The organism is Solibacillus sp. FSL R5-0691 (genome assembly GCF_037974225.1).
Lineage (GTDB): Bacteria > Bacillota > Bacilli > Bacillales_A > Planococcaceae > Solibacillus.
On sequence record NZ_CP150231.1, the window covers coordinates 2,891,786 to 2,918,256 of the forward strand.

Consider the following 26,471-nt stretch of genomic DNA (forward strand, 5'->3'; position numbering starts at 1 on the left):
CACAGATTTTTTAGTGAAATGGATGCCAGCCTTTAAATGTTGCGATGTGCAACAAAGGCTGGCTGATCCACGAATCTGGACGCAATTACGAGAGCGTAATTGACCTTGTTATGAAGTTACTTTAGTGGATCCTTTTACTTCACGACGGATATACTTGCCGCTACCAAGCTGTCCGACGAATTTTTTATCTTGAATGACAAATTCACCGCGCACTAGCACACTTTGTGGCTCACCCGTCACTTCCAGCCCTTCAAATGCGTTGTAGTCCACATTCATATGATGTGTTTCCGCAGAGATCGTACGTTTCACCGTCGGATCGAATAATACGATATCCGCATCCGAACCAACCGCAATCGTTCCTTTTTTAGGGAACAGCCCGAAAATCTTCGCAGACTGCGTTGAAATCATATCGACAAACTCGTTTTCCGTAATGCGCCCTTTTGCAACCCCTTCTGAATACAGGACAGAGAAACGGTCTTCAATAAACGGTCCACCGTTCGGGATTTTCGAGAAGTCGTTTTTCCCTAATGTTTTCTTGCCGTTGAAGCTGAATGAACATTGGTCCGAACCAATCGTTTGCAGCTGCTTCGCCTTCAATGCATTCCACAATACTTCCTGATGCTCTACAGGACGTAACGGCGGAGACCAAACATATTTCGCACCTTCAAAGTTCGGCTTCTCCAATGCTGTCTGATCAAGGACTAAATACGGCGGGCATGTTTCACCTAACACGTTGTAGCCTTTATTCCGTGCTGAAATGATTTCATCAACCGCTTCTTTACACGTGACATGCACGACATATAATTGCGCTCCAGCCAAGTTCGCCAGCTCAATCGCACGCTTCGTCGCTTCCCCTTCAACTTCAGGCGGACGAGTAAGCGCATGATAGATCGGCTCCGTCTGACCATTCGCTTTCGCTTCCTCTACTAGCTCATCGATAACCGATCCGTTCTCACAGTGAACCATTACCGTTGCGCCAAGCTTCTTCCCGACTTTAAACGCCTGGAATAATGTCCGGTCCGTCGCCTGGAATTCTTTTGCATAGGCAAGGAACACTTTGATCGAGCTGATTCCGCCTCGTTCCAACGCTTCCGGTAATTCCTGCAAGCGCTGTTCGTTTAAATCACCGATCATTAAGTGGAAGCCATAGTCGATTACGGCTTTATCTTTCGCTTTGCCATGCCATGTATCGATCGCATCCATCAATGTAGGCGAGCCCGCACTAATACAGAAATCGATAATTGTCGTTGTTCCCCCGTATGCCGCAGCAATTGTTCCAGATTGCCAGTCATCATCTGTTACCGTGTTGTTGAACGGCATATCGAGATGGGTATGAGGGTCAATACCACCCGGGAATAAAAGCTTTCCTGTTGCATCAATAATTTCCGCATCTGCATCATCTATTTTCGCTGCAATTTGAGTGATGATCCCATCCTCGATCAGCACTTCCCCTTTAAATGTATCCGCAGCAGTAACAATTGTTCCCCCAGTAATAATCTTTTTCATATGAACCCTCCTAGTTTTCTAGTAATTTCTATTGAAAAAATGAAAAACCAAAGTGCATCCTAGTATTTGAGAATATTTACTAGTTTTTTAGCATATAATTTAATATATAGTATTATATGTAATAATTAGTAACATAATATCTAATTAACAGAAAAAATTTTAAAAATATTTTCTGTTGGCGAAAACCCTTGCGAATCCTTCATATACATAAATTTACTGAATATTTAGACTAAATTTAATATACAAAAGGTAATTTTTTCCGTAAATATTTTAGACAAAAGGTTAAAAGTTGTAAGGAAATATACTGTCTTTGCGTAAACTTTTCTAACATAATGTATTGGTTTTGATTTGGGTTCTACTAGAAGTGAGGTTCGTGGGTGAAGTTTTCTAATATATTAGGAGGATGTTCTAATATATTTTTATTTGTTCTAATAAACTTTGGATGTTCTAATATAATCGTCTATTGTTCTAATATGTGTGTGCAATGTGCTAATATCCCCTCCCGATCTTCAAATATCCACGGCGTTTCTTCTAATATCCGCCCGCAATGTTCTAATAAAACCGCGAACCCGCATCCGCCCACCCCAAAAACAGGGTCCGCTAACCTTATTACTACTCAATCTTCTACTAAATTCGCGAACTGTTCTAATAACCGGCCAACTTCTTCTAATATCCGCCGCAAATGTTCTAATAAAACACCCAATTAAAAAACAGCCTAACCCCACATCCTGGAATTAAGCTGTTTCTTCATGTATTTTAGTTATTGCTAGGGAAAGCGAATGTCGATGCTGTCGTTTCTGTTGTGTCTGGCCAGCGTTCCGATACTGTTTTCGTTTTCGTAAAGAATCGGGCCTGATCCGGACCAAACATATGCCCTTCACCAAAGCGCGAACCTTTGAAGCCGGCAAAGTTATGATAGCCGACAGGGATTGGAATCGGTACATTGACGCCGACCATGCCGACATCGATCTCCATTGTAAACTTGCGCGCTGCCGCACCATCGTTCGTGAAAATCGTAACCCCATTCGCCAGATCCTGACCATTAATGAAATCAATCGCTTCCGCCAGCGAGTTTACGCGCACGACATTACGAGCCGGACCGAAAACTTCCTCATCGAAAATTTCCATCTCCTTCGTAATATTGTCCAGCAATGTCGGACCAACGAAGAAGCCTTCCGAGTTTTTCACGATATCCAGTTCACGGCCATCCACTACAACCGTCGCCCCTTGACGTTCGGCTAGATCGATGGCTTTTAAAATATTCTCTTTCGATTCTTTTGAAATGACCGGACCAAAATCCGTGCCCTCTTCTTTATAGCTGCCCACTTTTAAGTTGCTGATTTTCTCTTTCAAAATCGCTACTAGTCGGTCAGCCGTCTCTTCACCAACCGGCATAATCGTTGAAATCGCCATGCAGCGTTGAGACGCCGCGCCGTATGCTGCACCGATAAACGCGTTCGCTACTTGCTCTAAATCTGCATCCGGCATAACAACCATATTGTTTTTCCCGCCGCCTAGAGCCGTTACACGCTTGCCGTATTTTGAACCCGTTTCATAAATATATTTCGCAACAGGTGTTGAGCCGACAAATGAAATCGCCTGAACAGTCGGGTTTTCCAGCAGCTCATTTACCGCCTCTTTACTGCCGTTCACTACTGTCCAGATCCCGTCCGGCAGTCCTGCTTTTTTCCACAGTTCACTAACAAACAGTGAAGTCATCGGTACCTTTTCAGATGCCTTTAAAATAACCGCATTCCCGACAGCAACCGCCATCGATGTTTGCGCTAACGGCACCATGATTGGGAAGTTGAATGGCGAAATCGCCGCCACGACACCTAAAGGATATTTCGCAGAGTAGGCATTGATTTGACCACCTACATTTACCGAATATTCCCCTTTCACCAGATGTGGCGCACCGATTGCCAAGTCAACCGATTCCAGTGCACGAGTCACTTCACCGCGCGCATCCTCCAACGTTTTCCCGCTCTCCGTACAAATAATATCCAACAGCTGATCCATATTTTCTGTCAGTAAAAATCGGAAACGCATCAATACTTCCGCACGCTTCGCAACAGATAAATCACGCCATGCCGGGAAAGCCGCTTTTGCTGCTGCAATGGCTTCACGTGTTTCTTCAGCTGTCGCAATCGGAACTTCGGCAATTACTTCGCCTGTCGTCGGGTTATAAACTTTCGAATAGTTGTTGCTTTTGCCTTCGACCAATTCCCCATTGATAAAATGTGTTAATTTTTTTACCGAAACTGCTTCTGTCATTATGAAGATCCCCCTTTATTTAATACTGTTCACTGCTTCAATCACTGTATTGGCAATCAGGTCCTTTTCCTCCAAAGAAATTGAAAGCGGCGGTGACAGTGTTAATACGTTATTGAAGTTCGCTACCGTTACACCGTTTTTCCCGATAATGACACCCTTTTTCTTACAGTAGGCAATCACTGCATTAACGCGCTCAACATCAAGCGGTGCCTTCGTTTCCTTATTTTCAACAAGCTCAATCCCGATCAGTAACCCTTTACCGCGGATATCGCCCACATAAGGATGATCCTCGAGATTTTCTTTCAATGTGCGCTTCAGCGATTCTCCGAGGACAACGGATTGTTCGAATAAATTTTCGCGCTCCATAATTTCAATGTTTTTTAGTGCGACCGCACAAGCGACCGGTGAACCGCCAAATGTATTAATATGACGGAAAAATTCATATTCCCCGTTTGCGACAAACTGCTCGTAAATTTCACGGCGGATTGCAGTTGCTGATAACGGCATGTAGGCACTTGTTAACCCTTTAGCCATCGTCACAATATCCGGCTTAATGCCGTAGTTCTGGAATCCGAACGCTTTACCTGTACGCCCAAAACCATTGATCACTTCGTCAACTATCAGCAGCGCACCGTGTTTTTCGCACACTTCCTTTACGCCTTTCAAGTAATCTTCATTCGGCATGATGACACCGCCACCTGTAATGATCGGCTCCATAATGACCGCGGCGATCGTTTCGGACATTTCCCAAGTCATTACTTGGTCGATGTTTTTCACACTTGGCAATGTCGTAGCCTCACCATCGACCGCTTCTTCCGGATTGCGGTACTGATCAGGTGGTGCTACATGTAAAAAGCCGGGTGCAAGCGGCTCGTATTTATATTTACGCTGCGCTTGGCCTGTTGCTGCCAATGCGCCCATTGAACTTCCATGATAAGCACGGTAGCGGGAAATGATTTTATAGCGGTTCGTATCACCTTTTTGCTGATGATATTGTCTTGCCACTTTAAACGCCACTTCATTTGCTTCCGATCCGCTGTTCGAATAGAAGACAACATATTCATCACCAAGCAGCTCACTGATTTTCTGGCTCAGTAAAATCGCCGGTGTGTGTCCGTTCGTTAGCGGTGTATAAGAATTTTTAAGCATTTGCTCGTAAGCTGTGTCGGCAATCTCCTTACGACCATAACCAATATTTGTACACCAAAGCCCTGCCATTGCATCTAAATATTTATTGCCATCGATGTCTGTCAGCCAAGCCCCTTCCGCTCGCTCAACGATAAATGTTGCTTCCGGGTTATAAGGCTTCATCGAGTGCCATACATGTTTTTCGTCATCTGCTTTCCAGTTATACTCTACATATTGGCTCATGCATTTCCCTCCTACATTCCTAAACTCTATTTCTATTTTCGCTTATTGGAAGAATAAGGGCATTATACATTGTGTCAAATGGATGTTGAACTCGATTTCACATTAAGGCCAAAGAGCTTACTAGACCACGCCTCCTAAACCTTCACACCCTCATAATAATTATGCTTCGTCATAAGCAGCATAATCTCCAGGCAGAGGCGGTTTTCGTACTTCATAAAATCATTGCCGATAATTTGCTCCACCTTTTCCAGGCGGTGATAAAGGGTTTGGCGAACGATGAACAGTTTTTCGGCTGTTTCCTTTTTCAGTCCGTTACACTGAAAATACACATCGAGCGTTTGGATCAGATTTGCATTGTGCTTGCAGTCATACTGGCTGAGCTTTTCGATTTTTTCTTTCGCCGCCTGCATGAGACTGTTGTTGTTTTGCAGCACTTTCACCATATGGTACAGCACCAATTCATCGTAAAAATACGAAAGCTCCATATGTTTCATCCGAATCTGCAATGTTTCCTGCGCGGTTTGATAGCTTTCCTTCAATTCATTGTAATGCGAAACATATTTCCCAACAGCGATCAGCATGTCCTGTTTATTTTGCTGGATCATCTCATTCATCACACGGTTCATCCGCTCTTTATACGTAGCTCCCTGAGACAGGTCATTGACGATGAAAATCAAATATTGGGACTGCTCGACAATAAATGTGTAAAACCCTTCCTTCTGCAGCGCCTGACGAAGATTGATTTTATAGTTCGTTAAATCTTTCTTCGCATTTTTCCTTCTCAGCTGATGAATCATAACCATCCAGCCATTATGCTTCAATTTCTGATCGATCTCTTCGATAAAATAAAGCAGCTCGTCATCGCTGTTTTCACCATCAAGCCACTTTTCGAAAAATTTCCGGTTCTCGTTCTCCAGTTTTTCTTCAATATATAAATCTCTTAAAATAAATTGCGAAAGCGTAACGACTGTACGGTCCAAAATAAGCAAATCCAACTCCGTCATTTCTCTTTTTTCCGAGTAGATATAAACCGTGCCGTACAACTGATCAAATAAATTCACTTCAATACTTGCTTTATGCTTACTACTTAAACGGTCAATGTAATTTTTGCAATTTTCAATCTTTTTATCCGGGATTGCGAGACTTGCTCCTCTTTTCACATCAAAATAAATATCCACATTCAAATACTTTTGCATATACTGCAAAATCTTTACTTTATCATTTACTTTCAAAACATAATTGTTGATCTTCTGGGAATAATCTTCGAGCTGCCTTAAAATATCGTATTGCTGATGAATGATTGCTGTATGCAAATCTTGCGTAATGCCGACAAACGGGACAATCTCCTGAAAAACGATGAGCGGGAAATCCAGTTCATCTGCCAGATTCATAACACTTTCCGGAACGGTTTGAATATACATCCCCAGCTCAATACAAAGCCCGGCTACCTGCAAATCGCTAAGTTGCTTCACAAAATTCAAAAAGCCTTGTTCATTATCTTTTAAAGTGACGCCTGTCGTCAAAATGAGCTCATTTCCTCTAATAAGCTGCTTCACATCGGTTACTTCCAATATATGAATCCATTTGATTGCATGATTTAAGCCGGTTTGACCTGCGACAACCTTCGCTGATTCAAAGTACTTTCGATTTAGAACTTCTTTTACGGTTAACATAAGCAGCCCCCTATCATTAACAATTCGTCCATACAATTATTGTAACATTTTACATTAAGTATATATTAATTTGTTATATGCTAGTGCTAATGTTTATATATTATTGAATTTAAGGGGGACATTTATGTTAAAAACAAATCGCGAACGACTTCAAAACATGATTGATTTATTCAGCCAATTTGGGGCTACAGAAAATAACGGTGTCACACGTTTAAGCCTATCTCCCGAAGATATTCTCGCGCGCAACAAATTCAAGGAAATTTGCGAACAGCTCGGTATGATCGTAACGGTCGATGATATGGGCACAATGTATGCAACACTTCCTTCCAACTCCGATAATTTACCGATTGTCATCGGCTCACACTTGGATTCAGTCATTAAAGGCGGACGCTTCGATGGAGTGCTTGGTGTTTTAACTGCACTGGAAGCCGTCCAAACAATTATTGATGAAAAACTTGAACTGAATCATCCTATTACTATCGTAAACTTCACAAATGAAGAAGGTGCACGTTTTGAACCGTCATTAATGGCTTCAGGTGTTCTTTCAGGAAAATTCGAAAAGGAAAAGATGCTCGCTTCAACTGACCCTAAAGGGGTAACATTTGAACAAGCCCTGAAAGAAAGCGGCTATGAAGGCGACGCTGCAAATCGTCTGACAGAGGCCCATGCCTATTTGGAGCTTCATATTGAACAAGGTCCCGTGCTGGAACATTATAAAAAAGAGATTGGTGTCGTGGAAGGCGTACTTGGCATGGTATGCTATGACATTACGTTAACCGGCGAATCAAACCATGCGGGCACTACCCCTATTTCCATGCGTAAAGACAGTATGTTTGCCGCGATGCAAATCATTTCGATCCTGCAAAATAAATTAAAACAGCTTCCTGAAGATCTTGTTTATACAATCGGACGCATCAATGCCTACCCAAACATTCATACAGTCATCCCGAGCAACGTAACCTTCTCGTTGGAATCCCGCCATCAGGACCCGGCAGTCATTCAGCAAGTGGAGCAAATTATTTTTGACCTGCCAAAAGAAATCGAAAACTGCGAGCTGAGCTACGAAAAACTATGGAGCCGGGATACGGTGTATTTCGCACCGGAAGTTGTCCATGCTGTAGCAGCAAGCACAGATGAACTCGGGTATTCACGCCATCATATGTTCAGCGGTGCCGGCCACGATGCTCAATTTATTGCACAGTACATTCCTTCTACGATGATTTTCGTTCCAAGTGCGAAAGGCTACAGTCACCGCGAAGATGAATATACTTCCTACGAAGAATGTTCAAAAGGTGCGGATGTCCTTCTGAATGCGGTATTGAAAGTAGCTGAATCTTCGGTGTCACCCGTAAAGTCTGCTAGTGTAAAGTAATGGTTTTATGATGAAATTAATAGGATTGCCCTCCTCTTCTTATTAGGTGAACATACTATATATGGAACCTACTAGAAGGAGGTGGGATGATGAGACGTCCTGCTATGGGGTTCTGCTTTCCTGGTTACCGCTACTGCGGTCCGGGATGCACTGGACCTGGTGCACCAACGAATGAAGTAGATAATTGCTGTCTGAACCATGATGCTTGCTATGCAAGTGGATATGATAAACGATATTGTGACGCAATTTTCCAGCAATGTTTAAATCAATACAAAAACCCCTCAACGAAAATGGGGAGGGACGCAAATTTATTTTCTAGAGCAATTCGGTTAAAGAACTTTCTAATATAAACTAAAACACAGGCATGAATTCCTTTTCAAAAGGTTTCATGCCTGTGTTTTCAATTAATTAATCAATCTTCTGACCTGTAATTTCCTCTAACTTACCGTTTTCTTTAATTTTTGCTAAGCCTTCATTTAAGCGGTCTAATAATTCTTTGTTCCCTTTTTTCACCATGAAGCCGTAATATTCTTTTTCGAACTGATCCGATTCGATCGCTTTTAGTCCTGAATTCGGATTGTTCTTTAAGTATTCGATTACAACGGCATTATCGCCGATCGCTGCTGCTGTTGCACCATTGATTACTTCCTGGAATGCCACTGGCTGGTTTTCATAAGCTAAAATTTTTGAGCTTGATTTTCCTTGCAGATTTTGTGCGGCAATATGGCCGGTTGTATTAATTTGAACCGAGATTTTTTGATCTTTTAACTCATCCAATGTTTCGATTGGTGAATCTTCTTTTACAACGATCATCAATGACGCTTCATAATATGGATCTGTGAAGTCATACGTTTCTTTACGCTCTTCTGTAATTGTGATGCCTGAAGCACCTAAGTCCAGTTCACCGTTCGTAATTTGTTGGAATACCGGCTCCCAACCGACATTTCGGAACTCGACTTCCGAACCGATTTCTTCACCGATTGCGTTCATAATATCCACATCGATTCCGACAATCTCACCTTTGTCATTCATTGATTCAAATGGGGCAAATGTTGCTTCTGTTCCGACTAGCAGCTTTTTACCGCCACCTTCTCCGGCTGTTGCACTTCCTGATGTTTCATCGTCTGATGTTCCGCATGCGGCTAAAATGATCGTTAATGTCATTAGCAGCATTGTTATTAAAAATTTCTTCGTCTTGAACATTATAAAACCCCCTCTATTTTTGTTAAGATTATACATTTTTTAGTAGAGCCACACAATATGGAATTCTAAATCTTCTGATAGTTTACGTTATAAAAATCCACCAAGGAGTCGCCTCCCCAGCATTCCAACCATCTGTGCTCTCTACTAAATAAAAAAACTACCCTCTACTATTCATCATAATAGAAGATAGTCCCCACTGCTTTTATAGAACTTTTCCTAAAAAGGCTTTTGTACGTTCGTTTTGCGGGTTGCCGAATACTTCATCCGGATGCCCTTGCTCTACGATATAGCCGCCATCCATGAACAGTACACGGTCACCGACTTCACGTGCGAAGCCCATTTCATGCGTTACGACAACCATTGTCATCCCTTCTTTTGCAAGATTCTTCATTACTTCCAGAACCTCTTTCACCATTTCCGGGTCAAGGGCTGACGTCGGTTCGTCAAACAGCATCACTTTCGGCTTCATCGCCAGCGCACGGGCAATCGCTACACGCTGCTGCTGACCGCCTGATAACTGCTGCGGATAGTTATATGCCTTTTCACGCAAACCGACCTTGTCCAATAGCTCCAGTGCCAGTTTTTCGGCATCCGCCTTGTTCAGCTGGCGGATTTGCATTGGCGCCATCGTAATATTATCGATCACCGACATATGCGGGAATAGGTTGAACTGCTGGAACACCATTCCTACTTCTGTACGGATCTCGTTAATATTTGTTTTCGGATCATTTATTTTAGTACCTTCTATATAGATTGCCCCATCCGTAACTTCTTCCAGCAAATTCATGCAGCGAAGAAACGTTGATTTCCCGGAACCAGATGGCCCGATGACACAAACTACCTCTTTTTCATGTACTTCATAATCGATCCCTTTTAACACTTCGAGCTTGCCAAAATGCTTGTGTAAGTTTTCTACTTTAATCATTTACGCGCGCTCCTTTTTCTTACGTGGGTTGTAATTGATATCCACTCGTCTTTCGATAAATGCAATGAGCTTCGTTACAGCATACGTCAATACAAGGTATAGGAACGCCGCGAATAAATACGGCTCCCAGAAACGCTGATACGTTCCGGCTACTACTTTACTTACGTATAAAATTTCGGCTCCGGCGATTACCGTTACAAGTGAAGAATCTTTTAACAGTGCGATAAATTCATTTCCTAAAGGCGGAATCATTCGACGGAACGCCTGCGGTAAAATAACTTTGCGCATCGCCTGGCTTTGCGTTAATCCTAAAGACCTTGCAGCTTCCATTTGCCCTTTGTCGATCGACTGGATCCCTGCACGGAAAATTTCTGCATTATATGCAGCACTGTTTAAAATCAGTCCGACAATACCCGATACCCACCAACCTTGTGATGTTCCGAAAATAGTCGGAATAACCGCTAAGTGAATTAATAATAATTGTACGAGCATTGGCGTACCACGGAATACGTCGACATAGATTTTCGCCGGCCAGTAAATCCACTTTTTTGTTGAAACTTGGCCTAATCCTAAAACCAGACCGAATATGATCCCACCAATATAACCACATGCTGTTAAAACAATAGTCGCCCAAAGTCCTTTTGCATATAGTTCACGGTAGTTCCAGATTATATCCCAACGGAAAAAATCAAAAAAATCCATCTGAAACCCTCCAATAAATTAAAATGTAGCTTATTCGATTTCTGTACCTGTAATTTCAGCTAGCTTGCCATTGTCTTTAATTTTTTGAAGACCTTCATTTAAAATGTCCAATAGCTCTTTGTTGCCCTTTTTCACCATAAAGCCGAAGTAATCTTTTTCGAATGAATTATCTTCCACTGCTTTTAAGCCTGAATCAGGATTGTTTTCAAGGTAATCTAAAATTACTGCATTATCACCGATTGCGGCATCTGCTGCACCTGTCAGTACTTCTGTTAAAGCAACAGAGAAGTTTTCATAAGCTAAAATCTTCGAGCTTGCAACACCTTGAAGTTCCTGAGCTGCGATATGACCTGTCGTATTGATTTGCACCGCGATTTTTTTGTCTTTAATATCTTCTAACGATGCCACTGTCGAACCTTCTTTTGTCACGATCAATAACGTCGCTTCATAATAAGGATCTGTAAAGTCATAAGTTTGTTTACGCTCATCTGTAATTGTAATCGCTGCTGCACCCATATCCACTTCACCATTTGTTACTTGGCTCATCATTGAGTCCCAGCCTACATTTTTCACTTCTGTCTCGATGCCCATCTCTTCGCCGATCGCTGCTAAAATCTCTGAATCTAATCCAACAACATTGCCTTTATCATCTAAGTATTCGAATGGTGCATATGTAGCTTCCGTACCTGCAACAATTTTCTTATATTCTTTATCACCTGTTGATGAAGATTCGTCTGCTCCACACGCTGTTAAAATCATCGAAGCTGCTGCTAAAGGTGCTGCCCATTTAAATAGTTTTCTAGTACTCATTATGAATATCCTCCTGGATGTAATAGTTTTTTTGTTAATAACATGTTCAATTATATTAATTCCACAATTAATATACAACATTTAATTTTTAAAAAATTGATTATTATTGCAGTATGATGAATTAATATAACAAAATTGACGGTTTATTTGCATATAATTTAATATTTATTCACTCATTTACTATTTCATTATTGTATCCCCCTTCTAAAAAGCCTCACATTCCATTACATATATTCCCTGTTTTTTATAATATATGTTAATTCTATAAATAATTTTTACTAAAACAAAAAAAGACCGCACAAGAGGAGCTCCTCTCATACAGTCTTGAAATTATTATTTAGTTAGAGAACGAATGAAGGATAAAAAGAACCGGTACAGTGATTCCTTCTATCCTACTAAAACTTCATTCTCTATTGCAAAAAAACCTCAGATGTTTTTTTACAATTGATATTGAAACGTATATTAAAACAGTAAAATGGTGCCCCCTAAAGGACATGATAGTATGGTCTATCTAACTAGTTTTGTAAAAACACAACATTTAATAATGTACTAATTTTCTACATATAATTCAAGTAGGAAATGTACTTTTTTATAAAGAAATTTTGTTTTTTTAAGTGAAGAGCGTTTAAATTAGTTCGGTTTCGGAAACTTATAGTATAGCGTCAAAAATAAACTGTAGAAAAATGGAAGAGAAAGATTATTTTTACTTCATGCTGATCAATAATCTTTAAAAAAGAAAGCGCCCTCGGAGGGAATCGAACCCCCAGCCTCAGAACCGGAATCTGAAGTGTTATCCATTACACCACGAGGACATATAAATAAGTATATGAGCAACTTTTTTCATTATACAGATGGAACCCCTTATTTTCAACTGTAAAAATCAGAGTTTATATTTGACCATAACTGACTAATACGTGTATGATAGGTTTACAGCTGAAATATTTGTCAATTTCAGCAAAAGTAATCGAATATAAGCTTTAACAAAGGGAGGATTTTTCAATGAACTTAATTCCTACAGTTATTGAACAAACAAACCGCGGCGAACGTGCATATGACATCTATTCACGTTTACTTAAAGACCGCATCATTTTATTAGGTAGTGGGATTGACGATAATGTTGCAAACTCTATCGTAGCACAGCTATTATTTTTAGAAGCTGAAGATCCAGATAAAGACATCTACCTGTACATCAACTCACCAGGTGGCTCGATCACTTCTGGTATGGCGATCTACGATACAATGAACTTCATCAAACCTGATGTTTCAACAATCTGTATCGGTATGGCTGCTTCAATGGGTGCATTCCTGCTTTCTGCTGGTGCAAAAGGCAAGCGTGTTGCATTACCTAACGCTGAAGTAATGATTCACCAACCACTTGGCGGAGCACAAGGTCAAGCTACAGAAATCGAAATCGCTGCGAAACGTATTTTACACTTACGTGAAAAATTAAACCGCATCATGGCTGAAAACAGTGGCCAAGATTACGAAACGTTAGCACGCGACACAGATCGTGACAACTTCATGTCTGCAGAGCAAGCATTAGAGTACGGTCTAATCGATAAAATTTATGAGCGTAACCAATTAAAATAATCGATTCATTCAAGCATACAAGATTCGTCTTGTATGCTTTTTTTGTGTTCAAAAAAATAAGCACAGCCGTTCATGTACTGAACAGCTGTGCTTTTGTCTTGCAAATAAAATTCATTATCGCATTTTATTTATTGCTTTAATAAATAGGATTGTCCACGTCCAGGATAAAACGCCAACTCCTTGCACCATTTCGGTCCCTCATGCAAAAGTGGTGGAGCTTTTACTTTTGCATCGGGCCCTCCAATGGTTAGAAGAGTTGAACGGGCGCTTTATCCTTTTGCTTTAATCCGCTTTTTCAATTAGAAGTTGTAGTGCGTCGATTGCTTTTTCTTCGTCATGGCCGTCTGCCCATAATGTAACAACCGTGCCTTTAGCAACAGCCAGGCTCATAATGCCCATGATCGACTTTGCATTTACTTTTTTCGTATCCTTTTGTAAAAAGACGTCTGCTTTATAACGATTCGCCTCTTGAACGAACAAAGCGGCCTGTCTTGCTTGTAAGCCCGATTTTAACTTTACTTCTACTTGTTTTTCAATCATGTTGAAATTCTCCCTTTCACAACCGTTCATCGCTTTAAGTTTATCTTAACGAAATTGTCCGAAAAGAACAACAATTGGAAACATCTTTTATGAAATCGTTACCAATTTTTTCTTTTACGCTTTGATGTACTTGCTCCGTTTTTGTGAGTTTAAATACTTTCTCCACGACGGAGCGCATCCGCGATTTCATCGATTTTGCGCAGACGATGATTGACGCCTGATTTACTGACAACGCCAGTTGAAACCATTTCACCGAGCTCTTTTAATGTCACGTCCTGATATTCCACACGAAGGCGTGCAATTTCACGCAGTTTTTCCGGCAGCTGATCAAGGCCTACCGCATTATCAATATAGCGGATATTTTCCACTTGCCTCAACGCCGCGCCTATTGTTTTGTTTAAGTTGGCTGTTTCACAGTTTACGATACGGTTTACACTGTTACGCATATCTCTAATGATCCGCACATCCTCAAACTTTAGCATTGCCTGTACAGCACCGACTAAATTCATAAAATCCGAAATTTTTTCGGCTTCTTTTAAATACGTGACAAAACCTTTTTTACGTTCGATTGTCTTCGCATTTAAGTCGTACCGGTTCATCAGCTCAGCCAACGCTTCCCCGTGCTCCTTATATAAAGAATAAATCTCCAAATGGTAGGAAGAGGTTTCCGGATTGTTCACCGAGCCTCCTGCCAAAAAGGCACCACGTAAATAAGCACGGCGTTCATTCTCTTTCGGTATGATAGATTTCGCGATCGTATGATTAAACTCAAATGAATTTGAGACAATTTCTAAATCCGCAAGAATTTCACGTGCGCCTTCCCGAACACGGCATATATACACATTATTCTTTTTAAGACGCATCTTTTTCCGCACAAGCAACTCGACATTATATGGATAAAGCTTCTTTACAATTGTATAAAGCCGACGTGCGATTGCCGCATTTTCCGTTTGTACGTCCAAGCTTATTTGGCGATTCGCAAAACTTAACGAACCGTTCATCCGTATCAGGGCAGATACTTCTGCCTTTAAACTGCTATCACCCGCTTCTACCTGCGTCAGTTCTTTCTTTGTTTCAGATGCAAATGACATGGATTCGCTCCCCCTTTCCCAGCAACCTATGTAGTGTTTCTTTCATACTACTATTCTTGCGTTGTTTGTTTTTTCTGTAATGTATATTCACAAAGCCATTCCGCTAGATTTACCGCATCATGACGTACTGTTCCATTTTCAATAAGGGCGATCTCTTTTGGAATAATAGTGATGCCCATTTCTTGCAATCTTTCTATATCAAACTTTACAGGTTCGGCATTTTCTTCACGGTAATTTTCGTAAATCGAAGGAGGCAGCTCCTTTTCATTGATCAGTACCGATTGGATAAACGCTTCTCCGACATGTTCATGGATTGCTTCAATATGTTTTGACGCAGTAAAGTTTCTCGTTTCACCTTGCTGTGTCATTAAATTCGCAATGTAAATCTTTTCACCCTTTGCACGAACAACTGCCTGCCCGATTCCTTTCACTAATAGATTCGGAATGATGCTCGTATAAAGGCTGCCAGGTCCAATCAAAATAAAATCTGCCCGTTCAATCGCATGAACTGCAGCAGGTAAAGGTTTGAGATTACTCGGCTCCAAGTATACCCGTTTAATCGGTGCCTGGCCTGAAGGAATTTTCGACTCGCCTATCACATCTGACCCATCCGCCAATTCGGCATGTAACGTAACCTTTTTATTCGCTGCTGGAATGACCTTTCCGTGCACGTTCAGTACTTTGCTCATTTCAGCAATCGCATGGTTAAAATCACCTGTAATTTCCGTCAAAGCCGTCAACATTAAGTTCCCGAGCGAATGACCGCCTAAATCGTTTGATTGGGAAAAGCGGTATTGAAACATTTGCTCGACTAACGGCTCTACGTCAGAAAGTGCGGCAATTACATTTCGCACATCTCCTGGCGGCGGGATATCATAGTCATCCCGCAAACGGCCAGAAGAGCCACCGTCATCAGCAACCGTAACGATAGCCGTTATATCAAAAGGATGCTGCTTCAAACCGCGTAAAATTGTAGAAAGGCCTGTCCCCCCGCCAATTACGACGATTCTTGTTCTCTTTTTTTTCATTTCATTAATCCTTCCTATGATTAATATCTCTATGTGTAACGATGACTTGATCATTTTTTGCCAATAGCTTCCCGAAGTATTCAGCCAGTGTAACGGAGCGATGTTGACCGCCCGTACAGCCGAAAGCGATGACAAGCTGTGATTTGCCTTCATTACGGTAATGGGGAATCATGAAAGTGAACAGGTCAGTCAGTTTGGCAATTAACTGTTGTGTTTCTTCCGTTGCCAATACGTAAGAGGAAACTTCTGTTTGTAGCCCTGTTTTATGTCTCAGCTCTTCAACATAGTAAGGATTTTTTAAAAAACGAACATCGAATACTAAATCAGCATCAATCGGCAGCCCATGCTTAAATCCAAATGACATAATGTTTAGTGAAAACGTAGGACTGCTCATATTGCTGAACTCTTGGGCGATACGTTCACGTAATTCACGCGGCTTTAACTTGGAAGTATTGACGATTGATTTGGCGCGCCCTTTCACTTCAGAGAGCAATTCGCGCTCCAGCTGAATCCCTTCCAGCGGTAATCCCTGAGGTGCAAGCGGATGTGATCGGCGTGATTCTTTATAGCGGCGAACTAATGTGGCATCATCGGATTCCAAAAATAAAATACGGAGTAAAATATCTTCTTCATCCAGTAGTGCGTCGAGCGATTCGATCAATGAGCCAAAAAATTCTCTCCCACGTAAATCCATCACAACTGCCATACGTGAAATCTTTTTTTCGGAACCCTTCATTAGCGTTAAAAAAGTAGTTAAAAGCTCCGGAGGTAAATTATCTACACAGTAATAACCTAAATCCTCAAAACTTTGAACGGCTACCGTTTTGCCCGCCCCTGACATTCCTGTAATAATTACTAACTCATGTGTATAGCTCGAACTTGCCACTTATTTCATCTCCTCTAGTTTTGTTCCGTCGAGTTTTGGATTTTTTCGCTGATCAGCTCAAAATCCTCTGTATATTCAAATGTACCATATTGCGTACCTTTATTTAACGCTGCAAATAATAAATTCGTACGGTCACCGGCTGCCATCGGAAGATCCTTTAAACGATCAATTTCATACCAGTTTAAAATGCCTTCCCGTGTTTCGACAAATGGTGTTCCTTCAACATCTGTTGCAATAAATGTGTACAGCATCCACTCATCGACGACCGTATCTCCATTTTTGATAACCATTGTGTATACGCCTTTTAAATGAACGTCTTTTGGTGTTAAATTTGTCTCTTCCTGAAATTCGCGTATAGCCGAGTCATAGATGGACTCTCCTGGCTCCATTTTTCCACCTGGTGCCACAAACCAGCCTCTTCTCGGCTTTTGCAGCAATAATACTTGACCATCTTTAATAGCGAGTAAATTTGTAATACGTTGCATACACAACACCTCAACTTTTTCATTTAATGGATAAGTGAATATATAATATTTCACAAATTCCACATAAGTAAAGACACAATTTCGCTATACGTGAAGCGAATTGTGTTTTTCTAAAGCTTATTTCTATTATACCTTGTCCTATGCATTCAGTAAAAGCAAGCGTTTCATTTATAATGCCAGCATTTATGCAGGAAAGCCATAAAAAAAGAGGTTGCTTCAGCGTAAACCGCTTGAAACAACCTTAGGATAAAAATATAAGGGGGTTAAAACAAATTCCACTTTTAGTATACCCTTATTTTGTAACGATATGATTACATTTATGTTAAAGAATTATTGATTTATTTTTTCTTTGATTTCTTCTACGTAATGTTGAGCAGATTGAGCTGCAATACTGCCGTCACCTGTAGCTGTTACAATTTGACGCAGCATTTTTTCACGAACATCACCCGCTGCATAAATACCAGGAATTGCTGTTTCCATTTTTTCATTTGTTACAATATAGCCTGCTTCATTTAAAATATTCAGTGAAGCAAATGGTGCTGTTAATGGAAGCATGCCGACATATACGAATACGCCATCTGTTTCCATTTCTGACTCTGTACCGTCAACTGTTGAAGCTAACGTCACTTTGCCTACTTTACCGTCAACTTCATGAATTTCTTTCACAGTTGAATTCCAGATGAAGTCTACTTTTTCGTTGGCAAATGCACGATCTTGTAAAATCTTTTGTGCACGAAGCTTATCGCGACGGTGTACGATTGTTACTTTATCCGCAAAGCGTGTTAAGTAAACACCTTCTTCAACAGCAGAGTCGCCTCCACCGATAACGATCAGGTTTTTTTGTTTGAAGAATGCGCCATCACATACAGCACAGTAACTTACACCGCGGCCGCCAAGCTCTGTTTCGCCAGGAATGCCCAGTTTTTTGTACTCTGCACCAGTAGTAATAATAATTGTGCGTGTTTTATATTGTTTTTTACCTGAAACGATAATTTTGTATTCATCACCATCGATGATTTCATTTACATCACCGTAAGCATATTCAGCACCGAATTTTTTTGCGTGCTCAAACATTTTAGTCGATAGCTCAGGCCCTAAAATAGTATCGAAACCAGGGTAGTTTTCCACTGCTTCTGTATTTGCCATTTGTCCGCCAGGAATCCCACGTTCAATCATTAATGTTGATAAGTTAGCGCGTGATGCATATACCGCAGCAGTCATACCTGCTGGACCTGCTCCGATAATGACTACATCATAAATTTTTTCTTCTGACATGAAGATCCTCCTCTTGCGTATACCTTTTCTATAGTTTTATCGTATAAGATTGCTTGAGTAAATACAAATTTACTGCCTATTCAAAGTCCGATGGTACAAATTCATATAACTCATCATTGTACTTCGATAATGTGGCAGTCGAAATATTATATTTGCCCGCAACTGCTTTTTTCGTCACTTTGTTTTCCAATGCCGTATGGAACGAATATTCAACAGCAGCAGCAAGCGCCGCGCGATTTTTGAATGTATAGCCTTGTTCAAATGCAATTTCCCCAAGCGCAAACCATGTACTTAACACTTGCGCGACTTCCAATGAAATCGAATCATTTGTTTCTGTAATCAGTTCGGCAACTTCCATAAAGCGTAGGAAGTGCTGTTCTTCCTTGCTGCCTTTGCTGAAATCATAGTCCAGTGCATATGCCAGGCAAAGCTTTTCGATCGCTGTGAAATTCGAGACATTTAAAAGTGAAGGATGTGCCACAATCTCTTGTTTATGGGCAGACCGCTTCAATAAAAACATGCCGAATAACCGGCTGGACTGATGTTCATCTGTTAGCTGACGAATGATGAAGTCACGGTGATTTTCCGCTGAATTGCGTAAAATCGAACCTTCACCATTTGCCCACGGTTCCATTCCTTCTTTTGAAGGATCCAGCTGAATAAGCGTTTTCCATGCTTCATTTGCAGTGGCTTCGTGTCCTGAGAAGTAGGCAGACTGGGCAAGCCAGAAATAAAAGCCAGGCTCTCCATCATACCCCTTTTTACTCATTGAACGCAGCCATTTGTAGGCCTCTTCATATTGCCCGATTAACGCAAATGTCGCGCCGAGCTTGTAACGGTTTTCCCAATCGAACGGTTGGATTTTCTTTAGTAATCCGACCATTTCGTTCAGCTCTTCACTGCTCTTTTCGTAATAAGCAAACACGGCCAAGTTGCAAAGTGCATGAAGATTGCCTTTGTTTTCACGCAGCACTCGATATAAAAGTGCACGTGCCTGTTCCGCTTCTCCGACATAAAAATAAGCCAACGCCAGATTATTATACGCATTCCAAAGGTCTGGATACTCTTCAATAAGTTGCTCCAGCATTTCGATTGCCGTTTTAAAATCTCCCTGCTCCATATAGCGGCGGGCCTTTTCCTGTGCCACATGCTTCGCCCCATCAAATTCATCCATGTCATCCATTTCTTCGCCCACATAGTCGACAAACTCCAATATTTCGGAGGCATCTTCCGTATAGGCGCCATTCGGTTCCATTTCTAAATATTGTGCTGCGTATTTTTGGGCATCCGCAATATGACCGATACAGCCCGACACTTCCGCCAGCATGAAAATGATTTCGGATTCATTCGGCTCTAGACTATAGGCTGTGTGAATCAACTCATATGCATGCTCAAAATTTTGCAGTTCCATTTCCAGAATTCCGTACTGCAGTAACACGTGCGCGTCATCCGGACTTAAATCCGCCGCGCGTTTAATATATTTATATGCTTTATCCATTTCGTCTCGTTCAATTGCCTTCAAAGCTTTCTTATAATAATAATCACCATTCGGAACAAACGACACGACATTAGTAGCTTTTGATTTTAAACGTTTATTTTCCAATAAAATTCCTCCGAGTCATTCCGTTCAATACATTCTATATCATCAAATACGCAGGTCATTTGTTTGTAAACAAAGAAATAAGGAACGCACAGGTGTGGTCCCTTAATCAATTCTTACTATTATAGCATATCCGGCACATATGTACTAAAAACACGTCTGACAAAGCGGTGTTATTTTTCTTTTGTTAAGAAAATTTTAGATCTTGACATTTTGAATAATCTAGAAATAAAATGCTGTCCCGTCTAGGCTAAAGCGCCAACTCCTCGGCCATTTCAGTCCCTCCTGCAAAAGTGGTGGTGCTTTTACTTTTGCGTCGGGCCTTCCAATGTCTGTCGGAGTTGAACGGGCGCTTTAGCGCATTTGTTCTTGATTATTGCTTCTTTCCTTCATGACGTTTTTGCAGTACATCGAGTACTTCATAAACATTAACCTTTTGCTCTTGAAGAAGAACTAATAAGTGATAAAGAAGATCGGCTGATTCCCATTTCACTTCTTCTGCGTCACGGTTTTTCGCACCGATAACAACTTCTGTCGCCTCTTCGCCGACTTTTTTACAGATTTTATCGATCCCTTTATCGAATAAATACGTTGTGTACGCCCCTTCAGGCATATCGATTTCACGTTGTTTAATCACTTCGACAAGCTGCGGAAGAATGGCAACAGACCCTGGACGTTCATTTTCTACCAAACTTTCAGTAAAGCATGAAGTTGTTCCGTTATGACAGGCAGGACCTGCTGGGATGACTTCGATGACAAGTGCATCCTTGTCACAGTCCGTTTTGATTGAAACTACTTTTTGCGTGTTGCCGCTCGTTGCGCCTTTATGCCAAAGCTCCTGGCGAGAACGTGAATAAAACCAAGTTTCATTCGTCTCAATCGTTTTTTGCAGTGATTCTTCGTTCATATAAGCTACTGTTAATACTTCTTTTGACTGTGCATCTTGTACTACGGCTGTAATTAAGCCTTGTTCATCAAATTTTACGTTCATCGTACACGAACCCCTTTTTCTTTTAAGTAGCTTTTCACTTCTGCTACGCTCGTTTCTTTATAGTGGAAAATACTCGCTGCCAGTGCCGCATCTGTATCAACATCCTGCAGTACTTCACGGAAATGTTCAGCATTGCCTGCCCCGCCGCTCGCGATGACAGGAACCGTTATCGCATCACGTACCGCTTTTGTTAATGCCAGGTCAAAGCCAGATTTCTCGCCGTCTTGATTCATCGATGTAAGGAGAATTTCTCCGGCACCTAACCGTACCGCTTCTTTCGCCCATTCAACTGCTGTCCATGCTGTTTTATTGCGGCCGCCATGTGTGTAGACCATCCATGTTCCGTCTTCTTCACTGTACCTCGCATCAATTGCACATACAATACATTGTGCCCCGAAGTAATCCGCGCCTTCTTTAATAAGCTGTGGGCGCTCCAGTGCTGAAGTGTTGACCGATACTTTATCGGCACCTGCACGTAAAATGCGCTTCATATCCTCAATCGTTCGGATGCCGCCGCCTACTGTAAACGGAATCGCCAATGTCGCTGCTGTTTGACGGACAACATCGACCATCGTTTCCCTGCCTTCATGCGAAGCGGAAATATCAAGAAATACAAGCTCATCGGCGCCTTGCTCATCATAAAACTTAGCTAACTCTACAGGATCGCCTGCATCACGCAATTCTACAAACTGTACCCCTTTTACAACACGTCCTTCTTTTACATCAAGACATGGAATAATTCGTTTTGTTAACATACGCCCTCTTTCACTCCCTGTGTCCAAGCCGTCAATAAATACACACCGAACGGCCCCGACTTTTCTGGATGGAACTGCATACCTGTAAAATTATCTTTTGCCACGATGCCCGGTACTTGAACCTGTTCATAGTCAGCTGAGGCGATCAGCTCCATGTCATCGATGCCGCTCGCATAGTACGAGTGAACAAAGTAGACATGACGTTCCTGCGGCAAGTCTTCATTATTTAACCATGCTGGTGTTTGGTTTAACTTCAGCTCGTTCCAGCCCATATGCGGAATACGTGTAACATTCGTAAAGCGCTGAATACGTCCTTTGAAAATGCCAAGACCTTTCGTTTGCGCCACTTCATCGCTTTCTTCAAACATCAGCTGCATGCCAAGGCAAATGCCAAGCAGCGGCTTTTTCGTTGTTTGAATGAAATTGATGAGACCCGTTTCTTCCAGGCGCTTCATCGCATCCGGAAATGCGCCTACACCCGGCAGCACATAAGCATCTGCTGCTTCCAACTGTTCAATCTCGCTTGAAACAATGACTTGTACATCCAATCGTTTTAGTGCCTGTTCGACACTAAACAGATTGCCCATTCCGTAATCAATTACACCTATCTTCACGTTAACAGCCCCTTTGTTGATGGCACACCTTTTACACGTGGATCGATTTCTACCGCTGCATCCAATGCACGTGCCGTTGCTTTAAAAATCGCTTCAATAATATGGTGTGTATTATGGCCGTAAGGGACGATGACATGCAGGTTAATGCGTGCTTCCAGTGCAAACTTCCATAAAAACTCATGAACAAGCTCTGTATCAAAGTTACCTACTTTCGCATTGAGCTCCGGTGTAACGCGGTATTCCAAATGCGGACGGTTTGAGCAGTCAACGACAACTTGCGCTAACGCATCGTCCATCGGTACAAATGCCGTGCCGTAACGTTTGATTCCTTTTTTATCGCCCAACGCTTCACGGAATGCTTGTCCTAACACAATTCCGATATCTTCTGTCGTATGGTGATCATCAATCCAAGTATCCCCATCCGCCAGAATTTTGCCGTCAAACAGTCCGTGCTTAATAAATAAATCGAGCATATGGTCCATAAAGCCAACACCTGTTTTAATGTCGGCTTGACCTGTACCGTCTAAATTGAGCTCTACTTTAATTTTTGTTTCATTTGTATCGCGATCGATTTTTGCAAAACGTGTCATTATTCTTCTCCTTTATCCCAGCCGCGCGATTCTACCGCTCTTGCATGTCCTTCCAACCCTTCAAGTCGTGCAAGACGCGCAATCTTCGGCGCATTTTGTTGCCAAGTTTTTTCGCTGTAATAAACAACGCTCGTGCGCTTAATAAAATCATCGACATTCAAGCCACTAGCAAAACGCGCTGTTGAGTTCGTCGGTAATACGTGGTTCGTGCCTGCAAAGTAATCCCCTACCGGCTCCGAGCTATAGCGGCCGATAAAAATCGCACCGGCATGCGTAATCATTTCCGACACCTTTTCGGCATCTTCCGTAATCACTTCCAGATGCTCAGGTGCCAATGAATTCACAGCACGTACAGCATCTTTTATAGATTCCGCTACATATATATGACCGAAGTTTTCAATCGATTTTCGTGCAATCGACTGTCTCGGCAATTTCGATAATTGAATCTCGACCTGATCTGCAACCGCATCCGCCAAGTCATCGCTAGTTGTGATCAGTACCGCACATGCTAATGTGTCATGCTCTGCCTGAGAAAGCAGGTCAGCAGCAATTTCATCGGCATAAGCACTTTCATCCGCTAAAATGCAAATTTCAGATGGACCGGCAATCATATCAATCGCCACTTCACCGAATACTTCACGCTTCGCCAATGCGACGAATATATTGCCCGGACCTGTAATTTTATCTACCGGGGCAATCGTTTCCGTACCGTATGCTAATGCAGCAATCGCCTGTGCGCCGCCTACTTTGTAAATTTCCGTCACACCTAAAATATGTGCTGCAACAAGTACCGCTTCCGGCAATTTCCCGTCATTCCCTGCTGGTGATGTAATAACGATGCGCTTTACTCCCGCAACTTGCGCCGGGATGACATTCATCAATACAGAAGAAGGATAGGCTGCCGAACCACCAGGTACATACAATCCAACTGCATCAAGCGGTGTAATTCGTTGCCCTAAATACGATCCGTCCTCTAGCGGTAACTTGAATCCCTTACGTTTTTGTTCCTTATGATAGCGATAAATATTATCCGCTGCTTCCTGTAAATCACCGTATAATTGCGGGTCAAAATTTTTAACCGCTTCAACAATTTCACTTTCGGCTACGCGTAAGTTTTCCGGTGCAAAACCGTCCCACTTTTCACTGTAATATTTAATCGCCTCATCACCTTTAGTACGTACATCCTGAATGACTTCACGTACTGTTTGCAGCTGCTGTTCATTGCCTTGCTCGAGTTGGCGTTTTAAAGAAATATCGTTATCCAAAATTGTTATTTTCATCTCGTTGGCCCCTCTTATTTCACACATTTTTTCAAGCGTGTCACTAAATCTTGAATGCGGTCACTCTTCATGCGATAGCTTACAGGATTCGCAATTAAGCGGGATGAAACTTCGGCAATATGCTCATATTCCACTAAGCCGTTTTCCTTCAAAGTACGACCCGTTGAAACGATATCGACAATGCGATCAGCCAGGCCAATCATCGGTGCCAGTTCAATCGATCCGTTCAGCTCAATAATCTCAACCTGCTCGCCGATTCCTTTGTAATACTTCATCGCAATATTCGGATACTTTGTCGCAATACGCGGCGCAATTTCATTAATCGTTGTATTCGGCAATCCTGCTGAAGCGATATAGCATTCGCTGATTTTTAAATCGAGCAGCTCATGGACTGTTCGGCGCTGCTCAAGTAATACATCTTTACCCGCAATTCCGATATCCGCAACCCCATGCTCGACATAAACCGGCACGTCCATCGGTTTCGCTAAAATGAAGCTGATGTTTTCCTCCGGTATTTCGATCATAAGTTTTCGCGACATTTCCACTTCTTCAGGAAGGTTAAAGCCAGCCTCCAGCAACATTTCATAAGCTTCTTCAAAAATACGGCCTTTTGGCATCGCAATTGTTAGCTGTGTCATTTGATTATGCCTCCCTGCTATTGTATTCATTAACGATTTTAAAGTGAGCTTTTAATGCGTCGATATTTTCAATGCCTTCATAGGATTGGAAAGTTACTTGCTTTCCTTGTTCACGCAGTTGCTGAACTGCCTGTAATGCCTCTGAAAAACGCTCAGCTGTGAACAATACAAGCACTTCATCTTTGTCGACGTTGATTTTCGGCATTGCTTCAAATACACGGTCAACACGTAAACCAAAACCTGTTGCACCGGCCTGTGAACCAAAATGCTGCATTAAGCCGTCATAACGTCCGCCATTTCCTAATGGGAATCCGCTACCTGAAGCAAACACTTCAAATAACATCCCTGTGTAATAACTCATATGGCTTGATAAGGTGAAATCAAATGCGATGTATTCCTCATAACCGGCAGCATCCAATATTCTTGCCAAGTTTCGCATATATTCAAGCGCATCATTTTTGCGCACATATTTTTCGATTGCTTCAATTGAAGGCAAGCTGATTGCATCCGCAATATAGGCTAACAGTGCATCGGATTTTGTTTTCGGCAAATCAAATGCCAGTACCGCTTCTTCAAATCCGACAAAATTTCGTTGTACAAGGAGATCATTTAAATCATCTGCCTGTGCATCACTTTCAGTATAGTCCTTCAAAATGCAGCTCAATACGCCTGCATGTCCGATCGTTACTTTGAAATCTGTAATTTGATAAGCCTTCACTAAATCGATTGCCGTCATGATCACTTCTGCATCGGCATATACGGAATTGTCACCGATCAGTTCAATTCCCATTTGATCGAATTCAGCGGGGCGCCCACCTTCACGCTGCTGTGCACGGAACACATTGGCAAAATATGCTAGGCGTTGCGGAATTTTCTCTTTCAGTAGTTTTGATGTTGCAACACGGGCAATCGGTGTTGTCATATCAGGTCGCAGTACAAGGGTATTCCCTTGGCTATCAACCAATTTAAAAAGTCGGGCATCGGAAATTGCAGATGCTTTCCCGACCGTATCGTAATATTCAACAGATGGTGTTTTTATAAAATCATAGCCGCGCTCACGTAGCATTGCTCGTCCTGTCGAGCGGATTAATTCGAGCTTTTCATAAATTTCCGGTAATGTATCACGCATTCCAAGTGGTTTCTCAAACATTTTAATCGATGACATTTTCACACATCCTAATTTTTATACTTGGTTAAATTCTGTATACTACACTTTAGTATACTAGAGTGTTAAATCACTAGTGTATGAAAGTATTTTACTGCTACTTTTTA

At 41.8% G+C, this 26,471-nt stretch carries 25 protein-coding genes and 1 tRNA gene; 3 read left to right on the plus strand and 23 right to left on the minus strand.

Annotated features, from left to right (window positions below; translation table 11 throughout):
• Nucleotides 1–108: 108 nt before the first annotated feature.
• The 4 genes from hydA to MKY51_RS14585 form a co-directional block, all read right to left on the minus strand.
• Nucleotides 109–1,506 carry a dihydropyrimidinase gene (hydA, locus tag MKY51_RS14570; RefSeq protein WP_339173389.1) on the minus strand — a complete coding sequence of 466 codons (1,398 nt, stop codon included), beginning with the start codon at nucleotides 1,504–1,506 and terminating at the stop codon, nucleotides 109–111.
• A gap of 756 nt (nucleotides 1,507–2,262) precedes the next feature.
• The gene (locus MKY51_RS14575) at nucleotides 2,263–3,780 is read right to left on the minus strand and encodes a CoA-acylating methylmalonate-semialdehyde dehydrogenase (protein ID WP_339173392.1); all 1,518 of its coding nucleotides are present in this window, start codon (nucleotides 3,778–3,780) and stop codon (nucleotides 2,263–2,265) included.
• Nucleotides 3,781–3,795: 15 nt separating this feature from the next.
• Nucleotides 3,796–5,151 (minus strand): aspartate aminotransferase family protein, encoded by a 1,356-nt coding sequence (locus MKY51_RS14580; protein ID WP_339173394.1) that lies wholly within the window; start codon nucleotides 5,149–5,151, stop codon nucleotides 3,796–3,798.
• A 134-nt stretch (nucleotides 5,152–5,285) separates the two neighbouring features.
• Nucleotides 5,286–6,824 carry a PucR family transcriptional regulator ligand-binding domain-containing protein gene (locus tag MKY51_RS14585; RefSeq protein WP_339173395.1) on the minus strand — a complete coding sequence of 513 codons (1,539 nt, stop codon included), beginning with the start codon at nucleotides 6,822–6,824 and terminating at the stop codon, nucleotides 5,286–5,288.
• A gap of 124 nt (nucleotides 6,825–6,948) precedes the next feature.
• Here MKY51_RS14585 and MKY51_RS14590 point away from each other — a divergent pair, with 124 nt between their 5' ends.
• Both MKY51_RS14590 and MKY51_RS14595 read left to right on the plus strand, forming a co-directional pair.
• Entirely contained in the window at nucleotides 6,949–8,196 is a 1,248-nt protein-coding gene (locus tag MKY51_RS14590; RefSeq protein WP_339173396.1) for a Zn-dependent hydrolase, read from the plus strand.
• 104 nt (nucleotides 8,197–8,300) lie between these two features.
• Nucleotides 8,301–8,546 carry a Parvovirus coat protein VP1-like protein gene (locus MKY51_RS14595; RefSeq protein WP_339176650.1) on the plus strand — a complete coding sequence of 82 codons (246 nt, stop codon included), beginning with the start codon at nucleotides 8,301–8,303 and terminating at the stop codon, nucleotides 8,544–8,546.
• Nucleotides 8,547–8,604: 58 nt separating this feature from the next.
• Here the strand turns inward: MKY51_RS14595 and MKY51_RS14600 are convergent, their stop codons facing one another.
• The 5 genes from MKY51_RS14600 to MKY51_RS14620 form a co-directional block, all read right to left on the minus strand.
• Nucleotides 8,605–9,399 carry a basic amino acid ABC transporter substrate-binding protein gene (locus MKY51_RS14600; protein ID WP_339173399.1) on the minus strand — a complete coding sequence of 265 codons (795 nt, stop codon included), beginning with the start codon at nucleotides 9,397–9,399 and terminating at the stop codon, nucleotides 8,605–8,607.
• 202 nt (nucleotides 9,400–9,601) lie between these two features.
• Complete coding sequence (locus MKY51_RS14605; protein WP_079524429.1) at nucleotides 9,602–10,324, minus strand: amino acid ABC transporter ATP-binding protein; 723 nt, start codon at nucleotides 10,322–10,324, stop codon at nucleotides 9,602–9,604.
• The gene (locus tag MKY51_RS14610) at nucleotides 10,325–11,026 is read right to left on the minus strand and encodes an ABC transporter permease subunit (RefSeq protein ID WP_014822776.1); all 702 of its coding nucleotides are present in this window, start codon (nucleotides 11,024–11,026) and stop codon (nucleotides 10,325–10,327) included.
• Nucleotides 11,027–11,056: 30 nt separating this feature from the next.
• Nucleotides 11,057–11,836 (minus strand): basic amino acid ABC transporter substrate-binding protein, encoded by a 780-nt coding sequence (locus tag MKY51_RS14615; protein ID WP_339173400.1) that lies wholly within the window; start codon nucleotides 11,834–11,836, stop codon nucleotides 11,057–11,059.
• Between the two features lie 740 nt (nucleotides 11,837–12,576).
• Nucleotides 12,577–12,648, minus strand: a tRNA-Arg gene (locus MKY51_RS14620).
• A gap of 187 nt (nucleotides 12,649–12,835) precedes the next feature.
• Here MKY51_RS14620 and clpP point away from each other — a divergent pair.
• Nucleotides 12,836–13,426 (plus strand): ATP-dependent Clp endopeptidase proteolytic subunit ClpP, encoded by a 591-nt coding sequence (gene clpP, locus MKY51_RS14625; protein WP_339173403.1) that lies wholly within the window; start codon nucleotides 12,836–12,838, stop codon nucleotides 13,424–13,426.
• A gap of 282 nt (nucleotides 13,427–13,708) precedes the next feature.
• Here the strand turns inward: clpP and MKY51_RS14630 are convergent, their stop codons facing one another.
• The 14 genes from MKY51_RS14630 to MKY51_RS14695 all read right to left on the minus strand — a co-directional run bounded on the left by MKY51_RS14630 (nucleotide 13,709) and on the right by MKY51_RS14695 (nucleotide 26,364).
• Entirely contained in the window at nucleotides 13,709–13,966 is a 258-nt protein-coding gene (locus MKY51_RS14630) for an HPr family phosphocarrier protein (RefSeq protein WP_339173406.1), read from the minus strand.
• 149 nt (nucleotides 13,967–14,115) lie between these two features.
• The gene (whiA, locus tag MKY51_RS14635) at nucleotides 14,116–15,057 is read right to left on the minus strand and encodes a DNA-binding protein WhiA (RefSeq protein WP_339173409.1); all 942 of its coding nucleotides are present in this window, start codon (nucleotides 15,055–15,057) and stop codon (nucleotides 14,116–14,118) included.
• Between the two features lie 50 nt (nucleotides 15,058–15,107).
• Nucleotides 15,108–16,085 (minus strand): YvcK family protein, encoded by a 978-nt coding sequence (locus MKY51_RS14640; protein WP_339173411.1) that lies wholly within the window; start codon nucleotides 16,083–16,085, stop codon nucleotides 15,108–15,110.
• Between the two features lie 4 nt (nucleotides 16,086–16,089).
• On the minus strand, nucleotides 16,090–16,971 hold the full coding sequence (gene rapZ / locus MKY51_RS14645) for an RNase adapter RapZ (RefSeq protein ID WP_339173413.1): 882 nt from the start codon (nucleotides 16,969–16,971) through the stop codon (nucleotides 16,090–16,092).
• Between the two features lie 14 nt (nucleotides 16,972–16,985).
• Nucleotides 16,986–17,456, minus strand: coding sequence for an 8-oxo-dGTP diphosphatase (locus tag MKY51_RS14650; protein WP_079524437.1), 471 nt, complete (start codon nucleotides 17,454–17,456; stop codon nucleotides 16,986–16,988).
• A gap of 330 nt (nucleotides 17,457–17,786) precedes the next feature.
• A complete protein-coding gene (gene trxB / locus MKY51_RS14655) occupies nucleotides 17,787–18,731 on the minus strand; it encodes a thioredoxin-disulfide reductase (protein ID WP_339173416.1) in 945 nt (314 codons plus the stop codon).
• A 76-nt stretch (nucleotides 18,732–18,807) separates the two neighbouring features.
• Complete coding sequence (locus MKY51_RS14660) at nucleotides 18,808–20,334, minus strand: tetratricopeptide repeat protein (protein WP_339173418.1); 1,527 nt, start codon at nucleotides 20,332–20,334, stop codon at nucleotides 18,808–18,810.
• Nucleotides 20,335–20,704: 370 nt separating this feature from the next.
• Entirely contained in the window at nucleotides 20,705–21,322 is a 618-nt protein-coding gene (gene hisIE, locus MKY51_RS14665) for a bifunctional phosphoribosyl-AMP cyclohydrolase/phosphoribosyl-ATP diphosphatase HisIE (RefSeq protein WP_339173420.1), read from the minus strand.
• Nucleotides 21,319–22,077, minus strand: a complete 759-nt coding sequence (gene hisF / locus MKY51_RS14670) for an imidazole glycerol phosphate synthase subunit HisF (protein WP_339173422.1) — start codon at nucleotides 22,075–22,077, stop codon at nucleotides 21,319–21,321. Before hisF ends, hisIE begins: the two co-directional genes overlap by 4 nt.
• The gene (hisH, locus tag MKY51_RS14675; RefSeq protein WP_339173424.1) at nucleotides 22,071–22,691 is read right to left on the minus strand and encodes an imidazole glycerol phosphate synthase subunit HisH; all 621 of its coding nucleotides are present in this window, start codon (nucleotides 22,689–22,691) and stop codon (nucleotides 22,071–22,073) included. Before hisH ends, hisF begins: the two co-directional genes overlap by 7 nt.
• The gene (gene hisB / locus MKY51_RS14680; RefSeq protein WP_339173426.1) at nucleotides 22,688–23,281 is read right to left on the minus strand and encodes an imidazoleglycerol-phosphate dehydratase HisB; all 594 of its coding nucleotides are present in this window, start codon (nucleotides 23,279–23,281) and stop codon (nucleotides 22,688–22,690) included. The genes hisH and hisB overlap by 4 nt, the downstream gene beginning before the upstream one ends.
• Entirely contained in the window at nucleotides 23,281–24,561 is a 1,281-nt protein-coding gene (gene hisD / locus MKY51_RS14685; RefSeq protein WP_339173429.1) for a histidinol dehydrogenase, read from the minus strand. Before hisD ends, hisB begins: the two co-directional genes overlap by 1 nt.
• A 14-nt stretch (nucleotides 24,562–24,575) precedes the next feature.
• Nucleotides 24,576–25,199, minus strand: coding sequence for an ATP phosphoribosyltransferase (hisG, locus tag MKY51_RS14690; RefSeq protein ID WP_008406420.1), 624 nt, complete (start codon nucleotides 25,197–25,199; stop codon nucleotides 24,576–24,578).
• A gap of 4 nt (nucleotides 25,200–25,203) precedes the next feature.
• Nucleotides 25,204–26,364, minus strand: coding sequence for an ATP phosphoribosyltransferase regulatory subunit (locus MKY51_RS14695; RefSeq protein ID WP_339173432.1), 1,161 nt, complete (start codon nucleotides 26,362–26,364; stop codon nucleotides 25,204–25,206).
• Nucleotides 26,365–26,471 lie beyond the last annotated feature (107 nt).